Origin of the sequence: Streptomyces sp. NPDC102467 (genome assembly GCF_044765445.1) — a bacterium.
Classification (GTDB): Bacteria; Actinomycetota; Actinomycetes; order Streptomycetales; family Streptomycetaceae; genus Streptomyces.
Genome location: NZ_JBIWKA010000022.1, coordinates 91,375 through 111,823 on the forward strand (window position 1 = coordinate 91,375; position 20,449 = coordinate 111,823).

General features: G+C 66.5%; 20 protein-coding genes and 1 pseudogene. 9 read left to right on the top strand and 12 right to left on the bottom strand.

All coding sequences use genetic code 11. The features are described from left to right. Positions 1-31: 31 nt before the first annotated feature. Positions 32-1,240, bottom strand: a complete 1,209-nt coding sequence (locus tag ACIREE_RS36630; protein WP_404162387.1) for an MFS transporter — start codon at positions 1,238-1,240, stop codon at positions 32-34. 168 nt (positions 1,241-1,408) lie between these two features. Between ACIREE_RS36630 and ACIREE_RS36635 the strand changes: the two are divergent. Further along, a pseudogene (locus tag ACIREE_RS36635) lies at positions 1,409-2,323 on the top strand (GlxA family transcriptional regulator). A gap of 14 nt (positions 2,324-2,337) precedes the next feature. Continuing rightward, a complete protein-coding gene (locus ACIREE_RS36640; RefSeq protein WP_404162551.1) occupies positions 2,338-2,712 on the top strand; it encodes a VOC family protein in 375 nt (124 codons plus the stop codon). Between the two features lie 14 nt (positions 2,713-2,726). On the opposite strand, the gene ACIREE_RS36645 is transcribed toward ACIREE_RS36640, so the two are convergent. Then, positions 2,727-3,047, bottom strand: a complete 321-nt coding sequence (locus ACIREE_RS36645; RefSeq protein ID WP_404162390.1) for a hypothetical protein — start codon at positions 3,045-3,047, stop codon at positions 2,727-2,729. A gap of 293 nt (positions 3,048-3,340) precedes the next feature. Between ACIREE_RS36645 and ACIREE_RS36650 the strand changes: the two genes are divergently transcribed. Beyond that, positions 3,341-4,348 (top strand): SDR family NAD(P)-dependent oxidoreductase, encoded by a 1,008-nt coding sequence (locus ACIREE_RS36650; RefSeq protein ID WP_404162393.1) that lies wholly within the window; start codon positions 3,341-3,343, stop codon positions 4,346-4,348. On the opposite strand, the gene ACIREE_RS36655 is transcribed toward ACIREE_RS36650, so the two are convergent. From ACIREE_RS36655 to ACIREE_RS36690, 8 genes are all read right to left on the bottom strand, one after another. Continuing rightward, positions 4,324-4,797, bottom strand: a complete 474-nt coding sequence (locus ACIREE_RS36655) for a carboxymuconolactone decarboxylase family protein (protein ID WP_404162395.1) — start codon at positions 4,795-4,797, stop codon at positions 4,324-4,326. The genes ACIREE_RS36650 and ACIREE_RS36655 overlap by 25 nt on opposite strands. 128 nt (positions 4,798-4,925) lie before the next feature. Further along, positions 4,926-6,038: a hypothetical protein gene (locus ACIREE_RS36660; protein WP_404162397.1), complete on the bottom strand. Its 1,113-nt coding sequence runs from the start codon at positions 6,036-6,038 to the stop codon at positions 4,926-4,928. After that, positions 6,035-6,727, bottom strand: coding sequence for a hypothetical protein (locus tag ACIREE_RS36665; RefSeq protein ID WP_404162398.1), 693 nt, complete (start codon positions 6,725-6,727; stop codon positions 6,035-6,037). Before ACIREE_RS36665 ends, ACIREE_RS36660 begins: the two co-directional genes overlap by 4 nt. A gap of 4 nt (positions 6,728-6,731) precedes the next feature. After that, positions 6,732-7,400 (bottom strand): hypothetical protein, encoded by a 669-nt coding sequence (locus ACIREE_RS36670; protein WP_404162400.1) that lies wholly within the window; start codon positions 7,398-7,400, stop codon positions 6,732-6,734. A 59-nt stretch (positions 7,401-7,459) separates the two neighbouring features. Next, a complete protein-coding gene (locus ACIREE_RS36675; protein ID WP_404162403.1) occupies positions 7,460-8,668 on the bottom strand; it encodes a putative T7SS-secreted protein in 1,209 nt (402 codons plus the stop codon). A 159-nt stretch (positions 8,669-8,827) separates the two neighbouring features. Continuing rightward, the gene (locus tag ACIREE_RS36680) at positions 8,828-9,145 is read right to left on the bottom strand and encodes a hypothetical protein (RefSeq protein ID WP_404162406.1); all 318 of its coding nucleotides are present in this window, start codon (positions 9,143-9,145) and stop codon (positions 8,828-8,830) included. A gap of 1,683 nt (positions 9,146-10,828) precedes the next feature. Then, positions 10,829-11,047: a DUF397 domain-containing protein gene (locus ACIREE_RS36685; protein ID WP_404162409.1), complete on the bottom strand. Its 219-nt coding sequence runs from the start codon at positions 11,045-11,047 to the stop codon at positions 10,829-10,831. Further along, complete coding sequence (locus ACIREE_RS36690; RefSeq protein ID WP_404162412.1) at positions 11,047-11,892, bottom strand: helix-turn-helix domain-containing protein; 846 nt, start codon at positions 11,890-11,892, stop codon at positions 11,047-11,049. Before ACIREE_RS36690 ends, ACIREE_RS36685 begins: the two co-directional genes overlap by 1 nt. A 343-nt stretch (positions 11,893-12,235) precedes the next feature. On the opposite strand from ACIREE_RS36690, the gene ACIREE_RS36695 reads away from it, so the two are divergent. Further along, the gene (locus ACIREE_RS36695) at positions 12,236-12,742 is read left to right on the top strand and encodes an ATP-binding protein (RefSeq protein WP_404162414.1); all 507 of its coding nucleotides are present in this window, start codon (positions 12,236-12,238) and stop codon (positions 12,740-12,742) included. 16 nt (positions 12,743-12,758) lie between these two features. On the opposite strand, the gene ACIREE_RS36700 is transcribed toward ACIREE_RS36695, so the two are convergent. Beyond that, on the bottom strand, positions 12,759-13,589 hold the full coding sequence (locus ACIREE_RS36700; RefSeq protein ID WP_404162417.1) for a multiprotein-bridging factor 1 family protein: 831 nt from the start codon (positions 13,587-13,589) through the stop codon (positions 12,759-12,761). A gap of 273 nt (positions 13,590-13,862) precedes the next feature. On the opposite strand from ACIREE_RS36700, the gene ACIREE_RS36705 reads away from it, so the two are divergent. The 5 genes from ACIREE_RS36705 (at position 13,863) to ACIREE_RS36725 (ending at position 19,991) form a co-directional block, all read left to right on the top strand. Next, entirely contained in the window at positions 13,863-14,543 is a 681-nt protein-coding gene (locus tag ACIREE_RS36705; RefSeq protein ID WP_404162420.1) for a hypothetical protein, read from the top strand. A gap of 73 nt (positions 14,544-14,616) precedes the next feature. Continuing rightward, on the top strand, positions 14,617-16,035 hold the full coding sequence (locus ACIREE_RS36710) for a transcriptional regulator (RefSeq protein ID WP_404162423.1): 1,419 nt from the start codon (positions 14,617-14,619) through the stop codon (positions 16,033-16,035). After that, on the top strand, positions 16,032-17,855 hold the full coding sequence (locus ACIREE_RS36715) for a DEAD/DEAH box helicase (protein ID WP_404162425.1): 1,824 nt from the start codon (positions 16,032-16,034) through the stop codon (positions 17,853-17,855). Before ACIREE_RS36710 ends, ACIREE_RS36715 begins: the two co-directional genes overlap by 4 nt. Before the next feature lie 64 nt (positions 17,856-17,919). Further along, a complete protein-coding gene (locus ACIREE_RS36720; protein WP_404162428.1) occupies positions 17,920-18,702 on the top strand; it encodes a DUF3883 domain-containing protein in 783 nt (260 codons plus the stop codon). A 62-nt stretch (positions 18,703-18,764) separates the two neighbouring features. Further along, on the top strand, positions 18,765-19,991 hold the full coding sequence (locus ACIREE_RS36725) for a DNA cytosine methyltransferase (RefSeq protein ID WP_404162431.1): 1,227 nt from the start codon (positions 18,765-18,767) through the stop codon (positions 19,989-19,991). Here ACIREE_RS36725 and ACIREE_RS36730 read toward each other — a convergent pair. Further along, positions 19,929-20,414 carry a very short patch repair endonuclease gene (locus tag ACIREE_RS36730; RefSeq protein ID WP_404162554.1) on the bottom strand — a complete coding sequence of 162 codons (486 nt, stop codon included), beginning with the start codon at positions 20,412-20,414 and terminating at the stop codon, positions 19,929-19,931. The two genes, ACIREE_RS36725 and ACIREE_RS36730, sit on opposite strands and share 63 nt — an antisense overlap. Between the last annotated feature and the right edge of the window lie 35 nt (positions 20,415-20,449).

Genomic DNA, 20,449 nt, shown 5'->3' on the forward strand with positions numbered 1-20,449 from the left:
GCGTAGCGGAGCACACCGGAGAGCGCGTGCCTTAGGCGGTCAACTGGGCCTCGGGCGAGCATGGTTGACGCTGCCCGCGTTCAATGACGAGCGCGAGCAGCGCGACCACGGCGCACAGCACCCCCGCCCCCACCCACACCAGGTCGTACGAGCCGAAGACGTCCCGCACGGCGCCCCCGACGTACGCCACGGAGCCGGCGCCCACCTGGTGTGCGGCGCTGACCCAGCCGAAGACGACCGGGGCGTCGGTGCCGTAGTGCGCGCGGCACAGGGCGATCGTCGGCGGCACCGTGGCGACGTCGAGGAGGCCGAAGGTGACGGTGAACGCGACGAGCGGTGGGTCGACCGTCGAGCTCAGCAGCAGGGGCAGGGCGAGCAGGCTGACCCCGCGCAGCGCGTAGTACGCGGCGAGCAGCCTCCGCGGGTCGTAGCGGTCGGTCGCCCAGCCGGATGTGACGGTCCCGGCCACGTTGAAGATCCCGATGAGGGAGAGCAGCGACGCGGCGACGGTCGTCGGCATGCCGTGGTCGTGCGCGGCGGGGGCGAAGTGGGTCCACATGACGCCGTTGGTGGAGGCGCCGCAGACGGCGAACGTTCCGGCGAGCAGCCAAAAGGGGCCGCTACGAAGGAAGTTGACGGCTCCCTTGATTCGTACGTTGTCGTGCAGAGGCGTGGCCTCCGGATCCCGTACGGCCGCGTAGACGAGGGGCAGCGCGCCCGCGGCGGCGAACGCGAGGCCGTAGGCGGCGGCCCGCCACCCCCACGCGTCGATCACCCACGACAGCAGCGGCAGGAACACGAACTGCCCCACCACGCTGGCCGCCGTGAGCAGCCCGGCGACGAGCCCGCGCCGCGCCACGAACCACCGCTCGGTGACGGTCGCCGCGAACGTGGTGGCCGTGGCTCCCGTCCCGAGACCCACCAACACCCCCCAGTACAGAACGAATTGCCAGGGCGCGGTCATGGTCGTGGCGAGCAGCGCCCCGCCGCCGACGAGGCCGAGCGCACCGGTGGCGACCTTGCGCATGCCGACCCGGTTCATCAGCGCGGCGGCGAACGGCGCGGTGGCCCCGTACACCACCATGTTCACCAGCGACCCGAGCCCGACAGCCGACCGCGACCAGCCGAGCTCCTCGTGCAGCGGCCCCACGAGCAGCCCCGCCAGCGTGCTGAAGGCACCGGCGACGACGATGGCGAGGGCGGCCCCCGCGGCGACGATCCACTTCCTGTTCGTGTCCATGAATACGACCATGCGGCGGGGGGCCAGGCCCGGACGACTGGCCAGACGGACATGATCTGAAAGGATCTGGCCATGAGTGACCGGCACGAGTACCAGAACGAGCACACACGGACACGGACGCGGACACGGACGTCGGTGGCGGTCCTGGTCAGGGACGGTGTCCTGCCGATGGAACTGGGCCTGGTCCACCAGCTGTTCGGCACGGCCCGCGACCCGTCGACGGGCGAGCGCCTCTACGACGTCCGCACCTGCGCCCCGCGCCCCGGCCGGATCCGCACGGACGCCGACTTCCCGATCTTCGCCGAGCACGGCCTGGAAGCGGTGGAGCGGGCGCACACGGTCCTGGTCCCGGCGTCACACGAGACGGACGAAGGGCTACAACCTGGCTCGCTGGGCGGCGAGTTGACGTAGGCTCTCGGCTCGGTGCGGGGGCGCGTGGCGTCGATCTGCACGGGTTCGTTCGTGCTGGCGTCGGCGGGCCTGCTGGACGGCCGCAGGGCGACGACGCACTGGATGTCGTCGGACCGGTTCGCCCGTACGTTCCCGCGGGTGACGGTCGACGCGGACGTCCTCTACGTGGATGAGGACCGGGTGCTTACCTCGGCGGGCGAGGCGGCCGGCATCGACCTGTGTCTGCACATGATCCGCACGGACCACGGTGCGGGGGTCGCGGCCGAGGTGGCGCGCCGCACGGTCGTCCCGCCGCACCGGGAGGGCGGGCAGGCCCAGTACATCCGGCGTCCGGTGGAGGAGACGGGACTGACCTCGACGTCGGGCTCGCGCGCCTGGGCCCTGCAACGCCTCGGCGAGCCGCTGGCCCTCGCCGACCTCGCGGCGCGGGACGCGATGTCGGTCCGTACGTACAACCGCCGCTTCCGCGAGGAGACGGGCCTGACGCCCATGACCTGGCTGGCCCGCCAACGCGTCGACCGGGCCAGGGAATTGCTGGAGCGCACCGATCACACCGTGGACCGCGTGGCGACGGAGACCGGCTTCGGCACGGGTACCTCGCTGCGCCAGCACTTTCAGACGGCGCTGGGTGTGTCGCCGGGGGCGTACCGGGCGACGTTCCGGGGACGATGAACCGCATGACTGAGATGAACGAAGCCCGCAGGGTCGTACCGAATGTCGCCGTGGACGGAGAGGAGTCCCTGGCGGCGAACCGTGCCTTCTACGGCACGCTCGGCTTCGAGGAGGTCATGGACCTCGGCTGGGTGATGACACTGGCGTCGCCCACCCAGCCCACGGCCCAGATCAACTTCATCGAGCAGGGCGGACCGGCGCTCGTCGTGCCCGACATGAGCGTGGAGGTGGGAGACGTCGACGCGGCGTACGCGGCCATGCTGGCGGCGGGCGCCGACATCGTCCGCGACCTGCGCGACGAGGAGTGGGGCGTGCGCCGCTTCTTCGTACGGGACCCGCAGGGGAAGGTGGTGAATGTACTGGGCCACGCCGGAGCCGCGCGCTCCTGAAGCAGTGCGTCTGGCTAGGCGGCCGCCTTCCGGTCCACGAGCACGTACGAGGCGGCCGCCACGGCCCCGGCCACTCCGAACACCGCGGGCCACGCGCCGACCTTCTTGGCCAGTGGATGCGACCCGGCGAACGCCACCACGTACGCCCCGGTCAGCGCCCCGGCCACCTTCCCGCCCGCGGTCCGCTTCCACTGCGTGGCCGCGGCCGCCCCGGCGGCGGCGAGCACGACTCCGCCCAGCTGCCGCTTCTTGGTGAAACGCGCGGTCGCGTACCCACCGACGAGTCCGGCGGCGGCGATGGGGGCGGTGGGGAGGGAACGGGCGGTACGGGGCATGAGGACCTCCTGGTCTCCAGGTCATGGACGCTGCGTCTCCAGGTCATGGACGCTGCTCGTGAGGCTACGCCGCGACGTGCGGGCGCCGGTTGTGGGGGTTTCGCCGGGGATCGGCCGGTGTCCGGCGGCCCGTTGTCGGCGCCCTGTCGGTGGGATGGTCCGCTCTGTCTCCGATCTACCGCTGATCTGTCGGCGATATGTCGGTGAGGCTTGAGATGCTCGGCAGGCCGGTTCAGCCCGGCCCCGCACACCCCGGCCCCGCACACAGCGGTCCGACCGAAGGAGCCCACCTCATGCCCGCGAACCCGCCCTCGAACTCACCCTCGAACCGGCCCTCGAGCCGGCCATCAGATGTGAGCGGCGCCTACCGGAACGCCGGCTGGCGGGTCGACGCCCTGCCGTCCGCGCCGGCCAAGAACTTCCTGGTCACAGGCGGCAACGCGGGGATCGGCTACTTCGTCGCGGAGCAGTTGGCCACGACGGGAGCCCTGGTGATACTCGGCTGCCGGGACGCTCGCAAGGCGGAGACGGCGATGGCGTCGATCCGGACCCGGGTCCCCGAGGCGCGACTGCGCCACCTCCCGCTGGACCTGGCCGACCTCCCCTCCCTACAGGGCGCCGCGAACGCCCTCGCCGCCCTCGGCCACCTCGACGCGGTGATCCTGAACGCGGGCGTGGCCCTGGACGACCCGCCCCGCCGGGAGACGAGCGCCGGACACGAACTGATGCTCGCGACCAACCACCTGGGCCACTTCGCGCTCACCCAGTGGCTGATCCCCCTGCTCACGCTCGCCCCGGCGGCCCGGGTCGTGACGGTCGGCAGCTTCGCGGCCCGCTCGGAACGCCTCGACCTGGCCGACCTCCAGTCGACCCGGGACTATCGCGCGAAGCGCACGTACGGCCGCTCGAAGCTGGCCCAGATGCTGTTCGGCTTCGAACTCGACCGCCGCCTGCGCGCCGACGGCAGTTCCGTCCTCAGCGTGCTGGCCCACCCCGGCGGCGCACTCGACGCCCTCACCCCGCCCCGGCCCACGATCCCCGCGTCGACCCCGTCCGCCCGGCTGCGCGCGCTCCCCGCGGCTGCCCTGGTCCAGGGCAAGGAAGCGGGGGCCTGGCCGATCGTCCGGGCCGCCCTGGACCCGGAGGTCGAGGGCGGCGGGCTGTGGGGCCCGCGCCACTTCGGACTGCGCGGCGCCCCGTGCCTGGAGCGGCCCAAGCCTCATATGACGGACCCGGAGACGGCGGCCCGCCTCTGGGAGGCGAGCCAGGAGCTGGTTCAGCCGAACATGCCGGGCTGGTAGTCGCCGGCGGGCTGCTGGACGATGACGTTGAGCCGGTTGTACGCGTTGATGACGGCGATCAGCCCCACCAGCGCGACGAGCTGGTCCTCGTCGTAGTGCTTCGCGGCGTTCGCCCAGGCCTCGTCACTGACGCCACCGGCCGCGTCGGCGATCCGCGTCCCCTGCTCGGCCAGCTCCAGGGCGGCCCGCTCGGCGTCGGTGAAGACCTTGGCCTCGCGCCAGGCGGCGATGAGGTTCAGCCGCTGGGTGGTCTCTCCGGCGTGGGCGGCGTCCTTGGTGTGCATGTCGGTGCAGAACCCGCACCCGTTGATCTGGCTGGCCCGGATCTTCACGAGCTCCTGCGTGGCGTGCGGCACACCGGCGTCACCGACGACCTTGCCCGCGCTGTTGATGTGCTTCATGAACTTGCCGGCGAGTGCGTTGCCGAAGATGTTGAGTCGAGCTTCCATGGTGTGCTCCCAGACCGTCGTTGACCGTCGTTTGTCGGCCCCTGTTCGGGGGTTCGCTTCTATGACGGAGGGGCCGAGGGAAGTGTGACGGCTCCGGATGTGACGTAGCCCACGCCACACATCGGGGGTCACCCCGTACGACGACGGCAGGCGAGCGTGACGGTGACGTGGACGGCGCCGCTGTGCGCGGAGTGGCGCAGGACGAGGCGTACCGGCTGGGGGAGGGCGCGCGCGGCGTGCCAGTGCCCTGGCGTGGAGAAGGTGTCCGAGGCCCAGGACCAGCTCTCCGCGACCAGCGGGCCGCGCACCCGCGCCACGAGCTGCTCGGCCTCCGCGGCGTCGACCGGCGCGAGGACCCAGCGGTGTTCGGGCTCGCACGGTTCCGGATCACCGGCGGCCCGGCAGGCCGAGCAGAAGCCCATGCGCATGCGATCGAGCTCCGGACTCATCCCGATCCCCGACTGCTGGGCGCTGATGAGGTCCCACAGGCGAGAGGAGACGGCGGCCAGGGTGAGGCGTGCCTCGTCGTCCAACTCCGCCTCGGATGCCCGCTGTTCGCGCGCTGCTTGCAGCTCGTCGTCCGTCGCCCACTCGACCGTGTCGAGGATCTGGGCGAACATCTGCGCGTACGCGTCCCAGTCGTCGACGCTGAGGGTGCTGAGCTCCAGCATCTGGACGCTCAGGTCGTCGGGGAGCGGTATGTGCGCCTGGGCGAACCGGCGCGGCACGGTGTGCACCACGGAGTCCGGCGACACCTCGGCCGGCACGATCAAGGGCGCCACTCCGCTGCGCAGGACGACCGGCCCGCAGGCCAGCTCGGCGACCTCCACGTCGTCCTCCGGCGCATGACGCGCCAGCCGGCCCGCGAGCGCCTCGGCGACCCCACGCACGTCACCCGGCTCACGCTCCACGCGCTGGGCGGTGACCGTGGCCATGGACGGGCGCCCGTCGAAGTCGACGAAGCACATCCCGGCGTACTGCGCCCCGGCATCGATCAACCCGGCGGTCTGCGCGAGAAACATCACGGCGACGTCGAACTGCTCCTCGCGGCTGCGCCCCGGGAAGAGTTCACTGGCCAAGTCGGCTATTTCATCGACGAGTTCGTCGTGATCGGCGGCGCGCACGGGAAGGTGATGAAAGAAGTCCGGCACCTGCCAGCCCACATACAATGAACTGTCGAAGAACTGCACCGCGCCCTCATCGAGATCTCCATCGGAATCCACGCCTATGTCCTCGATCACGACCGATCTCCTTGCGACCCTGGCGAGCCTGCGAAGGCGTCGGGGATGGTCTCGGTGCCGGGCAGGGTCTGGGGAAAGAGTTCCGTGATTTTCGTGAGGTCGGAACTGGTGGAGCCCATCTTCAGGGTCTGCCACGAGCCGTCCGTGAAGCCGAATTGCATCGTGCACTTGCTCTCGAGATATCCCTGACGCGGCTTCCGCGTCCACGCGATGTCTGTCAGAGGCGCACGGAAGGTGATCTGCGCGTGCTTTTCGCTGAAGGTGATCGCGGACACCAGGACTTCCTGGTCTGTCACCAGGACGTAATTTTCGGTGAAGCAGCAGCGGGAGCGCCCCTGAACTCCCATCAGCATGCGTCCGGCCATGCTGTTCCACCCGCCGAAGTGCGCATGTTCACGCTTGGTGTCGGCCAGAAGCCGGGCACGTTCTTCCGCGCTCTGCGGCAACTTGGCGCTGTTCCACAAGCGCGGCACTCCCGATCCGAGAATCTTGACCACCACGAGAATCCGCCCGATCCAGTAAATCGGATTCACCCGGCCGCTGAAATTCCAGGGGCGCTCGACCAAGGCCAACTGCAGTCCGTTTTCCAGGTCGCTGGGCGATTCGTACGTGGAGAAGTGCCCCCGCAGCTCCCCGGCATCGGCCCGCTTCACGAGGTCCTGGAACGTATCTACTTTGTCTCGCAGCACGTGATCAGTCACCTCCGCCCGCGGTTTCGGCCAAGACGTCGGGAAGTTGCGCGGTGTGCGGCAGGGTGTCCGGGAGGACTTCCAGAAACTTCGGTGACCGGTGATCGGTCCGAACAACCTTCGCGGTATGCCAGGACCCGTCGCTGAAGCCGAACTGGATCCTGTCCTTCTGGTGATGTGGACTACGGGTCCAGGGGACATCGGCGAGAGGGACGCGGAAGGTGATTTGCGCGTGCTTCTCGTTGTCGGACAGGGCGACGATCAACAGCTCCTCGTCAGTCACCACGAGATGATTCTGGAACAAGCAACGCGCGCGGCCCTGGAGGCCTGTCAGCATATGCCCGGCCAGACTGTTCCAGTCGCCGAAGTGCCTGTACTCCTCCTTGGTCTTGGCGAAGTATCGGGCACGCCGCTCCGAACCGTGCGGCAATGTAGCACTGGTCTTCCAGCGGGGTTTGCCCGACCCGATCCAATCGATCACGACGAAGTTACGCCAGATGTAATAGAGGGGGTTCACTCGATCGTAAAGCACCCAAGGGCGTTCACCGAACGCCAATCCCAGCTCGCTGGGAAAGGCCGAGGCGCCACTTTCCGTGACGTAATAGCCACGTACCTTCTGTCCTGGGCACGCCGTCTGCAAGGTGGTAAGAATGGTGTTGGGTTCGTTTTTCATCGCATGCACCTAGTTACCTGATCGACTAGCCGTCGCAGCCCGGTCCGAGGGCTTGAGAATCATTCTCCGCCTGTCAGTTTGTGGGCGAACGAGTTGCCCCTGAGCAAGGTCTGGGATCCAACCTGGAAATAGTGCAGTTTCTTGCCCGTGAGTTCGACGCCGAATCGCTTGGCGAGTGGAACAGCCGCCTTGTCGATCCCCTGCTGCGCAAGACCAGCGCGCAGCTTGGTGCCGGCTGCGAAGGCCCCCTCTTTCAAGGCCTCCGTCCCGCCCCTCGCTACCTTGGCGGCCTGGCCGAACCGCCCTACTGCTGCCATCCTCCCGCCGACCACCACGGCCTTTCCGGCCTGTCCCGCGCCCTTGGCGAGCCCCCAACCCGGCACCACCCCCAACGCGTCCCCCGCCAGATCCAGCCACCCCGACCCGTTCCCACGCCGCATCCCCACCGCATGCCCGACCAACGCGCCGGCCGAGCAGAGAACCGCGCCCGTGCCCAGCACGGCCCCGGCCGCCTGGCCGACCACCGGAATCGCCTGGACGGCCACCGCGGCGAGCGCGAGACCGCTGGAGATCGTCGACAACGTGTCCGCGTGCTCCACGAGCCAGTCCGTGAAGTCGTGCAGCGCACCCTTGAGGCTGTCGGTGACGCGCTCCCACAGACCGATGGACTCGGGCGCGAGATCCGTGGCCTCGCGAATGGCGTGCTCGGCGCGGGCGGCCGCCTCCCGCCACTTCTTGTGCAACTCCTCGCCCTGCCGGACCAGGGCGTCAAGCTTCTCCTTCGCCGCATGCGCCTCGTGCGAGGCCGTCTTGGCCCGCTCGGAGTGCTGCTTGTCGGTCTGAGGATCACCCGACGGAGCCGTGGCGTGCGCCATGGCCGTGTCCGCCGCGCCCGCAAGACGCTCCCAGTCGCGGCGGGCCGTCACCGCATGCGACTCCAGCGGATCGGCCTGACGCTGTATGGAGTCCAGGGTGTCGTGCCAGTGCAGCAGCGCACGCCCCGCCGTGCTCATCGACTCGTTGCCCTGCTGCAGGTACTCGGGCAGCTTCCCGAGCTTCTTGCGGAAGGCATCGGCGCCCTCGCCCCGCCAGAACCCGTGGTTCTTGCCGACGCCCGTGACGAGCCCGTGCAGATCGTCCAACCCCCGCCCCACGGCCTTGAGATCAGCGGCGAGATGGTCGATGGCGGCGACTTCGCCACGCGCCGGATTGAAGCCCAGACCGGGCCAGGAGGAATCATCCGCGATGAAGATGCCACGCCAGGACACAGCCGTACTCCCCGTATCTCTCTCGTCTGCCTGCTGTTTCAGCCACACCCGCTGCGCCCGCTGCGCCCGCTGCACCGGCGATGCCAGCCATGCCAGCCATGCCAGCCATGCCAGCCATGCCAGCCATGCCAGCCATGCCAGCCATGCCAGCCATGCCGGCTATGCCAGCTCGTCGGTCTTCACGCTGTTCACGTGGTGGCGTACGTCGATGTCCGTACTGGCGTACTCGCTCATGGCCTTGTCGAAGTTCCCGCTGATGGAACTCGCGGCCTTCTTCAACCGCTTGAGCCCGTCGTCCCACCGATCCTGGAAATCGTCACAGGCGTCGTCCAGCCCCTCGGTGCCCAGCGTGTTGCGGCCGTACTTCTCCAGACGCGACCGCAAAGAGCCGATGCGGCGATCGAATTCGGCAAGGCTGTGCGCGATGCGCTGCGCGTCGTCTGGATCGATGTGCAGGCCGTCCCCGCTCGTCGACATGGCGCCTGTCTCCCCTGTACTCACCTGGCCGCTGACGGACGGACTCAGGCTAAGGCCATGGGTGAATGCCACTTCGGGGGGCTTGACGATCTACCTCCTGCGCGCACGCCGCCTTCACGAAGCGCGCACATTCGCAAATTCCCCGCTGTACAGGGGGTCCGGGTCGGGGGACGCAGGAACGCCGCCCACTTAAGCCGGCTGCACTCGCGCCCGCACCCTCACCCGCTCCCGCAGAGCCCGCCGCACCTCGACGTGACCACCGCCCGCTGAGGCCCCCCGATGCTCGTCCGGCTCCCCTCTTTGGGCATGGGCACACGCCCGACAGACCCCCGACTCACGCCCCCAAGGCAACGGATCACGACACTCGGAACACTCAAAGACCCGCCGCCAGGCCCGTTTTCGAGCAGGCCGCTTACGGACGAGCCGGTCGGCGATAAGCCGCGCGGCCGAATACACCTCGGCAGGCAGCCCGACGGTGACGGCATCAACGACCTCAGAGGCGGAGGCCCCACGGTCCAGCCACATACCCACCTCGGGCGCCAACGCCTGAACGCTCCGCTCGGACAGCCGCAGCCGGGGATCGACGGATGCAAGACGGCGCAGGATGCGGGCGCCTTCATCGGTGTGCGGATCGTTGACGGCTCCGCCACTCGCACCGCCACGAGCGTCGGCTCCGGCGGGAGGGTAGGGAGGGTTCTTGCCCCCGTCCTTGAAAGAGTCCTTGTTCCCGCCAGGGAAAAACGTGCCCGAGCTCCCGGTTCCCACCCGCCCGGGAACCGGCGTGCTGGCAAACGGAGTTGGCGCCGGAGACGCTGCGGACTGCGGCGAGGACTGCGGCGAGGGCTGCGACGAGGCCTGGGCCACGGCCGACAGGGCCACCTGTGGAACCGGAACCTCATACACATCAACACTGGAGACGATCCGCCGAGTAGCGGGCTCCCGCTCGGTCCGAGTCACCCAATACCCCAGCCCACGCAGCTCATCGACCGCTTTGCCCACGGAGCGCCGCCCTTGCGGGAACCCATCGCTCAGGGTGCGGACATTGACCTGAGAGCCGCTGGGCATCGACAGGGCGTAGGCGAGGATGCCGCGCGCAGTATGGGACAGACGCGGGTCGCGTAGAGCGTTGTTGTCAATGACGGTGAAGCCCCGCTCATGTCGGGGCATACGATGAATCTGCATGGGGAGTTCTTGTCTCCTGGTGCCGGACCCCCGGAGGTTGCCGCCTCGCGGGGGTCACCAATGTGAAGCTCTATAAGCGGTCGGTGATCGCTCCGTGACGGACAGTGGCACAGTCGAGGCGCTACGAGCAAACTCAGGCCAACGCTCCCAACTCGACAGCCCGTAGCCAGACTTAAGAACCACAACCACGAAACAACCCGCTCTCGCCCCACCGCAGGGAGCGGTGCTGCACACCGAAGGTCCTGGAACGGTCGGCTGACTTGGCTCTCTTCCACGACGAAAGCCCAACCCACGAAAGCCAGCCCCCACCGGCCTCCAGCCAACGCCGAGACCTCAGCAGCGCACAGCAACCCACCACGCACACCAGCTACGCAATCCCAAAAGAACACCCACTGCCCGCACTCAACTTCAACCCACAGCAACCACTCCACCGGCGCGAGCGCCGGACCCGAAGCCACACCGTCCCCTCACCCGGCAACGAACCCGCACCGGGGCACCCGCTCAGCCGCCGGCGTGTATGTGGGGCGGAGTCGTCAGGAAGTCGGCCCAGGCCTGACCTGAGACTCTGAGGCAAGGGCCGTCGGGGTTTTTGGAGTCTCGCAGGAGTATGGCCTGAGCGACGAAAGCGGCTTCGACGCACTCGGTGGTGTTGGCTCCGCTGTATGACGACTTGAACCAGGTGAGCCTGATGGATGAGGGACGCCAGTCCTGTACGGGCATTACAGCTCCTTGCGCACGCGATGGATCATGGAGGAAGAGGCTTCCATGTCCAACGCTTGTGCGCGCAGGTACTCGAACGCAAGCCGATAGCGCTCCAGTTCCTGTTCCTTCTCCAGGAAGAGCGAGCCGGTATGGAGGTCGACATACACGACATCAAGGGCCGCCTCCGTGCCGCCGATGATGACGAAGCTGCCGAGAGCGGCGCCATGGGCGCCCTTGGAGAACGGCAGTATCTGGAGCGTGACGTGGGGCGATTCATTAGCTTCGAGGAGTCGGCCGAGCTGCTCCTTCATGATCTCCGGTGATCCGACGACTCTGCGGATGACGGACTCGTCGAGGATCGCCCACAGGCGGGGCGGCTTCGGGCGGTCCAGGATCTCCTGCCGCTTCATCCGGATGGTGACCAGACGCTCGATCTCCGCCGGCGTGAGCTGGACCTCGTTGGCCTGTTGCAGAGCGGTGCTGTAACTCCGTGTCTGCAGAAGACCCGGCACGTACACACAGGAGAAGTGATCCTCGCGGGTGGCGTCGTCCTCGAGCGTGAGAAGGAGGTTCATGCTCTCGGGGATCGAGTCGGCGAAGGAGCTCCACCAGCCTTGCTGCTTTGCATCCTTCGCAAGACTGACCATCGCCCCTTGCTCAGCTTCCGTCGCGCCGTAGGCCCGGCAAAGCCCCTCCACTACAAGCCACTTGACCGGGCCAACCTGAGTCTCGTAGCGGCTGACCGTGGCTTTGGATACGCCGACGAACTGCCCAGCTTCCTCAAGCGTCAGGCCCTTCCGGGCGCGCAGCTTGCGCAGCATGGCGCCTAGCTGCCGTCGGCGGGTGGTGGTTTGTACGGACATCGAGCTCCTCCCAGCGAGTGCCGGGTACCTGCCCGGTAATCCCAATCAGGCTATGCAGCAGGGAAGTTGTCCGACTAGCGGATTCACTCGATGGATGCTCGTGAGAAGTTACATAGCGAGACTTCTCTATGTCGTGCTCGGTCACAGACCGCTACACAGCGCAGTCGCGCGGACGCGGCAGGCGCAGCGCTGTGTGGCTTGGGAGGGAATCTCGTTATGCCCCAGATCGAGACTGACTCGCATCAACTCCGTTCGGTTCTGCCCTTCGAGGCGGTGCCAGCAGGGCTGTCCCCGCTGCGCAAGGCGGTGAGAACGCCAGCTCATCCGCTGGGGCCTGCCGGCCGTGAGCGATGAGGCCGAGCTGGCCATGACCGAGCTGGCTACCAACGTCATCCAGCACGTGGGGGAGGGAGCCTCGGCCTCCATCGTCATGGAGGTCAGCGACCGGTCACTGCGCATCGAAGTACACGACGAAAGCTACGAGACGCCTCGAGTGAGCGGGGCGGAGCGCTGGTCCGAACACGGCAGAGGCCTGCAACTGCTGGCCGGCCTGGCGGTTGATTGGGGCGTCCTCCTCACCACCACAGGCAAGGCGATCTGGTGCGAAATTTCACTGGATCATATCCGGCACCGCGCTCGAGTGCGACGGGCGGCAGCCGTGATGGAGGGGTACGGCCGGGTTGCTGACGGCCACCAGGGCTTGGTGGGGCACAGTGCTGCCGGGCAGGAGGCGGTGACGCATGCCATTTGCGATCTGCTGCACTGGATCTCGGTGCAGGGAGGAGACCCCGACACCGTGCTCGACCAAGCCCTGTTGCAGTACGAGGCGGAGGCCGACCTGGCCGCGTAACCAGGCGGGCCCTGTGTCAGTCCATGGGGTGTTGCGCAGCTGCCACGCTGATGAGGAGTCCCGCATCTGAAGATCGCCCGGCATGGTGCAGGGCGTCCGCGAGGGCAAAGACTTCCGGCGTGGATCGATGGTGTCCGGCGTTTCGCAGCACCACATCTGCGGCTGGTGACAGCCCTTTCTTGTCCCTGCAGACCCTGACCACCTGCACTATGTCGTCGACGGGATATTTCGCCGCGATGTGGTTCAGCACGGGGAGTAAGTCGGCACCGGGCTTGCTGCTGATGAGCACCGTCAACTGCTCCTCAAGTCCCGTGTTGGCGTACGGCTGTTGCATGAGATGTTGCCGGTCCCCTGGCGAGTGGGGGACCGGCAACGCTTCTTGCTCGGCGGCGGAAACCTCGGATCCTGAGGTCTCTTCTTCAAGGTCGCTGCCGTCCCCCCTGCCGGAGTCGGCCGGCTTGGAGTCGTCATCGAAGGCGAGCCCGATGGTGATCGCGGTCTCGGTTCCCGGATCCCACGAGTGCTTCCTGGCCTCGGCCCGCATGAGCTTCTCTGCCTCTCCCGCTGCATGACGGTACGCGCGAGCGGCCTTCGCGCGTACCCAGAGGTGTGAAAGAGCGAGTAGCTCCTTCGGGTCCCAGCCAGGGACGTTGCCACCGAGGTCCGGGGCGATTCTCAGCAGCTTGGACGCAGCATCGAGATGCGGGATCTTCCGTCCTCTTATCCATGAGGACAACGTTGACTCGGCACAACTGATCCTTCTGGCGAGCTCCTTCTGGCTGCCGTAGTCGAGCCGGGCGCGGTGGCACGCGTCCTGCAGAGCTTGAGCAAACGCGATCTCTTCCACGCTGCTTCCCGGAAGCGGCTCGTCTGTCGTTTCCCCCTTGGGTGGCATGCCCTTCCCTTCTCCTGGCACGAGTTCACGAGTTGAAGTGCTCCCTATATTCCGCTGGTGTGGCTGTGTTGCAAGGAGCTTCGTGTATCCCCTTTGGGGAAAGATCCGTTCGCCCTGGCTTTGTGGCAGGGGGACCGGCAGCCTTGATGGCATCTGGTGGGAGCGACTTCTGCGCAGCGGGGGTTTCGGCGTTCCCCCAACTGCCGAGCGGAAGGCGCTGGTCGCATGGAAGAACTGCCGTCTTACAAGGACACCAAGGGGTCGATGAGCAAGGCCGCACTGTGGCTGATTGAGGTGGTCGGTGAGGGAAACACCTTCACCAAGGCACGGCTCGCCGAGGCCTTCCCGAATGTCGCCCAGATCGACCGGCGTGTCCGTGAGCTTCGCAAGTACGGCTGGCGCATCGAAACCAACCGTGAGGATCCCAGCCTCGGGTCGCATGAGCAGAGGTTCGTGAGCCGTGGCGATGCGGTCTGGGAGCCGGGAAAGCGTCGTCGGTCCAGCGACGGTATCAACGCTGCCCAGCGTCGGGACACCCTTGTCCGTGACGGCAACCGGTGCCGCTCTTGTGGCGCCACGCCTGGCCAGACTTACGAGGGCACGTACGAGATCGCCCAGTTGGACATGGCGCGGCGAGTCGTCCGTCTGCCGAACGGCAGTGACGAGGTGCAGCTGGTTACCGAGTGCAACCGCTGCCGGGTCGGAGGGCGCGACCTGGTGACCGATCTGCCGCACCTGCGTGACCGGATCGAGCGCCTCAGCCCGATCGAGAGGGATGTTTTGCGCAAGTGGATCCAGGCCGGCGAGCGGGACTTCGGCCTCGTGGAGAAGGTCTGGGCCGAGTACCAGACGCTGACCCCTGACTCTCGTGATGAAATCCGTGACGGCCTGACTGAGGGCGACTAGCCAGCGCTCGCGGGGGGCCGGTTCCAGCCCCCCGCCCTGGCACCATCGATCACCACTGAACTGAGAGGCACACGTGAGCTCGAACTACAGTCGGCCGCCCCTGGCTGAGGAGAACCGCGCACAGGTCGAGGCCCGGCTACGCGAGGTCGAGCGGGAGGGGGGCGTCAAGGAGACATTGATGGTCGAGTGGCGCGGCACTCCGACCCCGTTCCCGGTCATCGTGATGCCCGTAGCCTCGCTGTACTACAACCCTGGAACTCACCGAATCCGCGCTCAGCGAGCTCACGATGCGGCACGGGACAGGATTCTCGATGAGGCGCCCTTCGGTGCAGAAGGTCAGGCCTATCTGCACCACCTGCTGAAGGCCCTGCCGGCTGACCCCAGCAAGACGGACCCCGAATTCACGGCCCTCATGGAGAGCCTGAAGGAGTACGGGCAGAACGACGCGGGCCTGATCACCAGGGACGGCATCCTCGTCAACGCGAATACCCGGCGTGCTGCCCTCAAGGAGCTGAGCAAGAGCGACATGCGCGTCGCCGTGCTCCCCGAGTCCTGCAACTTGGAGGACATCAGCCGCGTCGAGCTGTCCCTGCAGCTTCGCAAGGATCACCGGCGTGAGTACTCCTACGTCAATCGACTGCTGACGATCGAGGAGCAGATCGAGCTGGGCCGACCGCTGACGGATCTCGCGCGCGAGTTCCGTACGACGGTCAAGGCGTGCGAGCAGGACCTCTGGGTGCTGCAGACCCTGAGGGACCTGGTGACACGAAGCGAGGAAGGCGGGGCTCGCTTGCAGCTGCTCGACTTCGAGGAGCATCAGGAGAAGCTCAAGGAGCTGCACCGCGCCTACGTGAAGGCAGCGGCCGTCAGCAAGCCGCGGGCGGACCTGCTGAAGGAGAACCGGCTTGCTGCGATCGTGCTCGGCTTCTCTAAGACGGACGTCCGCCTCATCGAGCCGGAATTCCGGGACCGCTACCTGGAGAAGCGTCTTCCGTCCTCGGTTCGTCCGAAGGCGGCAGCAGCTCCCGCAGGGATCGCCATTCCGGGCCTTAACCGCACGGTGAGGGGCAACGACCCCAAGGTGGAGGAGGCTCGGAAGCTCACGGATGCCGTCCTCCAGACCAAGGCCGTCCGGGAGACGAAGGCAGGGGCCACAGCGGAGCAGAAGGCAGAAGCAGCCGACCGCTTCGAGGCTGTCAAGAGCGCGATGGAAGAAGCATTGGAGCCGGCTGGCAAGGACGCCCGCGTCCGTAAGCGCAAGCAGGCAGCACCCGATCGCTTGTCTGATGCCTGCAAGGATATTGACCAGTGCGTTACCGACCTGGTTCTGGCGCGAGGGTCTGGAGGACTCGATGAAGAGGCCTTCGACGAGGCCGTTCTGAAGTTGAGGGACATGCTCGGCAAACTCGCGCTCGAAGCGGACCGCAGCATCAAGATGCCCGGCGATGGGCTGGCCTGGCTGCTCGGCGCGACTGGGAAGGAGGATGCGTGAGCCCAACAGGGGAACCGTCACTGCGCATTGGGTTCGACGTCACCCGCACACGCGCCGAACTCCGTGCCAGCGACGAGTTCACCGCTGAACTTGCTGCCCTGGCCGCCCGATTCCCTGCGGGCGGCCTTCGCAGCCGGAATCTCGCCGAGGTTGAACTTGACGAGTTTCTGGCCGGCATCAGCGAACTTGGCTCCTGGCCGTCTCGCGACGTCGTCTGGGACGACGAATTCGGGGAGCTGGTCGGCAGCGTCCTCGATGACGCCGACGCCGCGGAAGCACAGCTCAGAGGCGGCGCTGAGGATGTAGCGGTTGTCAGTCCAGACGATCTGCCCCGCCTTCTCGGCGAAGACTGGATCGCCGATCTCACCAGCTTCCAGAAGCGCGACATCTCGCGGCTGCTGTCCTTGCGGCATGGCGCGAACTTCAGTGTCCCCGGAGCCGGAAAGACCCGTGTCGGGCTCGGCGTGTTCGCGGCGCTGCGGGCGCGCGGAGAAGCCCAGCGTCTTCTCGTCGTCTGCCCCAAGGCGGCGTACGAGTCATGGGAATTCGAGAATGGTGCGTGCTTCAAGGAGCCGCTGCGGTTCGCTGTGATGGGCCGGAACCCTGATCAGTCAGCCGAGATCATGCTGGTGAACTACGAGCGGCTTGACCGATCCCTCGCTGCTCTGGCTTCCTGGCTGCGAGCGGTCCCCTCCATGGTCATTCTCGACGAAGCCCACCGCATGAAGCTGGGGACCCGGGGCGTCTACGGCGCGTCTTGCATGGCACTTGGCCCGCTCAGTCGTCGCCGTCTGATCCTCACTGGTACCCCGGCCCCGAATGGGGCTAGGGACCTCGAGAACCTCCTGTCTTTCGTCTGGCCAGGACATGGCAGGACTGTCGTTACCAATGCGGTGGCCGGCGGCGATCTTGCCTACGCAAGCCAGGTTCTTCGCCCTTTGTTCACCCGCACGACCAAGGCAGAGCTCGGACTTCCGCCCTTTGAGCCGAAGATTCGGTATGTCGATCTGGAGGGCCTGCACCGCGAGATCTACGACGCCCTGGTGGGGAACTACTCGGCGCGGGCCGAGATCTCCCGGGATGACTTTGATGCCCTTGGCAAGGCCATGCTCAGGCTGCTCATGGCGGCCACAAGCCCCGCTCTGTTGCGAGAGGGGAGTACGCGGTACGAGCCGTTGGCCTATCAGGTGCCGCCGCTGGAGGTCCCTGCGGGCGACACCCTCTACAACCTGATGCGAGACCTTCCGAGCTACGAATTGTCGCCCAAGCTCAAAGAGGCCCTGGGCATCGTTGCGGCCAATGCGGAGCAGGGCCGGAAGACGCTGGTGTGGTCAACGTTTGTGCGCGGCATCACGACGATGGAGAAGCTGTTCGCGGCCTACAACCCTGCCGTCGTCTATGGAGGGACCCAGGACCGGGAAGCCGAGATCCGGCGCTTCCGGGAAGACCCGGAGTGTGCGGTCCTGATCTCCAATCCGGCAACTCTTGGCGAAGGCATCAGCCTGCACCAGGTCTGCCACGACGCGGTCTATGTCGACCGTGACTTCATGGCCGGACGATTCCTTCAGAGCCTTGACCGGATCCACCGGCTCGGTCTCGCACCAGGCACCGAGACCAACGTCACCGTGCTTGCCTCACGCGGCACCGTCGACGAGATCGTGGCACTACGGCTTGAGGAGAAGCTGGAGTTCATGGGGAAGATCCTCGACGACCCGTCTGTTCAGCAGCTCGCGGACCTCCAGGAGGAAGCACCGGTGGCCGGCGGAATGGACATGGCGGATGTCGCGGCCCTGATGAGGCACATCCATGATGGCCGGTAGCCCCGTCTTACGCGCTGCACTCAGGTGGCTGACGTACCTGAGCGCGTCGGACGCACCACGCGTCATGGCGCTTTTCACCCATCACCCCGATTACGCAGACCTGACGCCAGCCCAATACCTGGCTGCCCTGAATTGGCTCAGAAGCACAGGGTTGGTCGATGTGCGCGACCGGCCGGCCTGGCCCGACGCGGAAACCGGTCTTCGCGCGTTCCTGGTCGCTGTGGAGTCGGCATCACCAGGGTGCTCCTCGCAACCTGCCATAGTCCGGGAGGCCAGCGATGCATTCGGGGCCTCAGATGCCTTGTTGCAAGCGGTGGCCGGTGAGGTCCGGGGCAAGGCCGACCTGGAGGAGCGGGCCCGTGTAGGCGCGGCGGGTGAGCGAGCCCTTGTCCAGCTCCTGAGGCAAGCAGGCTGGTGGGTCAGGCACGTCGCGGAGGAGAGTGATGCCTACGGGTACGACATCGCGGTGACCGGTGCGTTGGGCCGACAACTTCACCTGGAGGTCAAGAGCACTCTCCACAGCGGGGCCCGCACCGCTTACCTCACCCGGCATGAGTTCCGCACGATGCGTGCCGACCATTCGTGGCGGATGATCGCTGTCCGGCTGGGGGAGCAGGACCAGTTGCTCAGCATTGTCACTGTTGACCGTGGCTGGATCGAATCCGTGGTGCCAGATGATCGTTCCCGCGACGCGGCGTGGCACACCGCCCGTCTGGACATTCCAGACGGGGAGACGAAAGCAGGTATCCAAGGGCTTGAGGAACTCGTACGATCGCGGGACAGGAGCGATGACCAGGGTGTGATCCCGTCCAGTCGGGCGGAGGCAGGGGAACCTGCCCTGTCTTGAGGACCCTGGTGCTGAAGGATGCGACACTTGCGTGTCTGCACGTCCCGCACCAGGAGGAACCGATGGATTCCGGCAAGCCCCCATTGACCTCAATCGAGATCTGCGCGGGAGCCGGTGGCCAGGCCCTGGGGCTCCACGCGGCGGGCTTCCGGCACCTCGCGCTCGTGGAGATCGATAAGCATGCGGCAGACACATTGCGCACGAATATTGGGAATCACCCGGATTGGGCCTGGGAAAAAGAGCACTGCCTGATTCACGAAGGTGACGTGAAAGAATTCAGGCCGGCTAAACAGGTGTACGCCGCGCAAGCTCCTGGGCATTCTAAGCGGGACCCAGATAAAAAGTATCCGATGCTCAAGCGGAAGCAGCTCGACCTCCTCGCCGGCGGGGTCCCATGCCCGCCTTTTTCTGCTGCCGGGCATCAATTGGGGCGGGCTGACGAACGTGATCTTTTCCCGAACATGCTTGACCTTGTTGCAGAACTGAAGCCGCGCGCCGTGATGATCGAAAACGTTCGGGGTCTTGTAGAACCTGAAGACAAGTTCCGCTATTATCGGAATCACATTAAGAACAGGTTGCGGAAAGAAGGCTATGTCATCTGCGGCTGGAAGCTTCTTCATGCCGAGAGTTTCGGCGTTCCGCAGCTACGACCGCGTGCCATTCTTGTCGCAATTCGGAAGGACGAATACCGAGGGTTTGACTGGCCGGTTGAAAACGAGAAAGTCCAGACGGTGCAGGCGGAACTCGCGGAATCAATGAGGGAGCGGTTCGGGGCTGATACGGACCGTTTCAATGCTTGGTATAAGCAGGCCGGCAAGGGCACCGTTGCCCCCACCCTGGTCGGAGGCTCGAAGAAGCATGGGGGCGCCGATCTTGGCCCGACGCGCGCGAAGCATGCCTGGGAGAAGCTCGGCGTGAACGCCATGGGAGTTGCCAACGACCCGGACAAGATGGTCGACTCCAAGCGGGACTTGGGGGACCCGGGGAAGTCCGGACGTGCACAGTGGCCGATGCTGACCGTGGAGCAGGCCGCGCTCATCCAGGGATTCCCGGGTAAAGACAGCTGGGATTTTACCGGCGGAAAAACTGCCAGATACCGCCAGGTCGGCAACGCATTTCCGCCGCGCGTTGCTGAAGCGGTCGGCCGGAGTATCCGTGAAGCGCTCGAGCGTACGGGTCCGCTACATAAGGACCCAAGTCCGGACTTTGAGTTGGAGGCCGACCCGTCAGCCGTCGCCCCGCAGTTTCTTTTCGACGAGTATCCTTCGCCGGGCGGCGACAGTATCTGAAACCGATTTGGCGCATTCTTCGGCTGGCTCGTGTTCCCAGTACCGAAGTACGAGCCAGCCGGCGGCCCGGAGGCGCTGATCGGTATCCCGGTCTCGCGTCATGTTCCCGGACACCTTCTCCGACCAATAACCAGAATTCTTCCGTGGTGCCTGATAATGCTCCGGGCAGCCATGCCAGTAACACCCGTCGATAAAGACTGCGACCTTCGTCGGCCGGAATACCAGATCTGCGGTGCGACGCACGTCGGGGAGCGGCCGTGCGGCCACCCTGTATCGCAACCCCATCGCATGAAGAAGTTTCCGAAGCTTGAGCTCGGGCTTCGTGTCCCGGCTTCGGATCGCCTGCATGTTCCGGCGGCGGGCAGCGGAAGACGCCCAAGAGCCTTCCGGTGGCTCCCAGTTGAGATCCGATGAAGGGCTCATGGTCAGTCTCCCGCTGAGTGGTGCATCGGAGGCCG

Coding starts and splice junctions, on each gene's coding strand:
- ACIREE_RS36630 (WP_404162387.1), bottom strand. CDS start 1,240: ATGGACACGAACAGGAAGTGGATCGTCGCCGCGGGGGCCGCCCTCGCC.
- ACIREE_RS36640 (WP_404162551.1), top strand. CDS start 2,338: ATGAACGAAGCCCGCAGGGTCGTACCGAATGTCGCCGTGGACGGAGAG.
- ACIREE_RS36645 (WP_404162390.1), bottom strand. CDS start 3,047: ATGCCCCGTACCGCCCGTTCCCTCCCCACCGCCCCCATCGCCGCCGCC.
- ACIREE_RS36650 (WP_404162393.1), top strand. CDS start 3,341: ATGCCCGCGAACCCGCCCTCGAACTCACCCTCGAACCGGCCCTCGAGC.
- ACIREE_RS36655 (WP_404162395.1), bottom strand. CDS start 4,797: ATGGAAGCTCGACTCAACATCTTCGGCAACGCACTCGCCGGCAAGTTC.
- ACIREE_RS36670 (WP_404162400.1), bottom strand. CDS start 7,400: ATGAAAAACGAACCCAACACCATTCTTACCACCTTGCAGACGGCGTGC.
- ACIREE_RS36680 (WP_404162406.1), bottom strand. CDS start 9,145: ATGTCGACGAGCGGGGACGGCCTGCACATCGATCCAGACGACGCGCAG.
- ACIREE_RS36685 (WP_404162409.1), bottom strand. CDS start 11,047: ATGCCCGTACAGGACTGGCGTCCCTCATCCATCAGGCTCACCTGGTTC.
- ACIREE_RS36690 (WP_404162412.1), bottom strand. CDS start 11,892: ATGTCCGTACAAACCACCACCCGCCGACGGCAGCTAGGCGCCATGCTG.
- ACIREE_RS36705 (WP_404162420.1), top strand. CDS start 13,863: ATGGAAGAACTGCCGTCTTACAAGGACACCAAGGGGTCGATGAGCAAG.
- ACIREE_RS36720 (WP_404162428.1), top strand. CDS start 17,920: ATGGCGCTTTTCACCCATCACCCCGATTACGCAGACCTGACGCCAGCC.
- ACIREE_RS36725 (WP_404162431.1), top strand. CDS start 18,765: ATGGATTCCGGCAAGCCCCCATTGACCTCAATCGAGATCTGCGCGGGA.
- ACIREE_RS36730 (WP_404162554.1), bottom strand. CDS start 20,414: ATGAGCCCTTCATCGGATCTCAACTGGGAGCCACCGGAAGGCTCTTGG.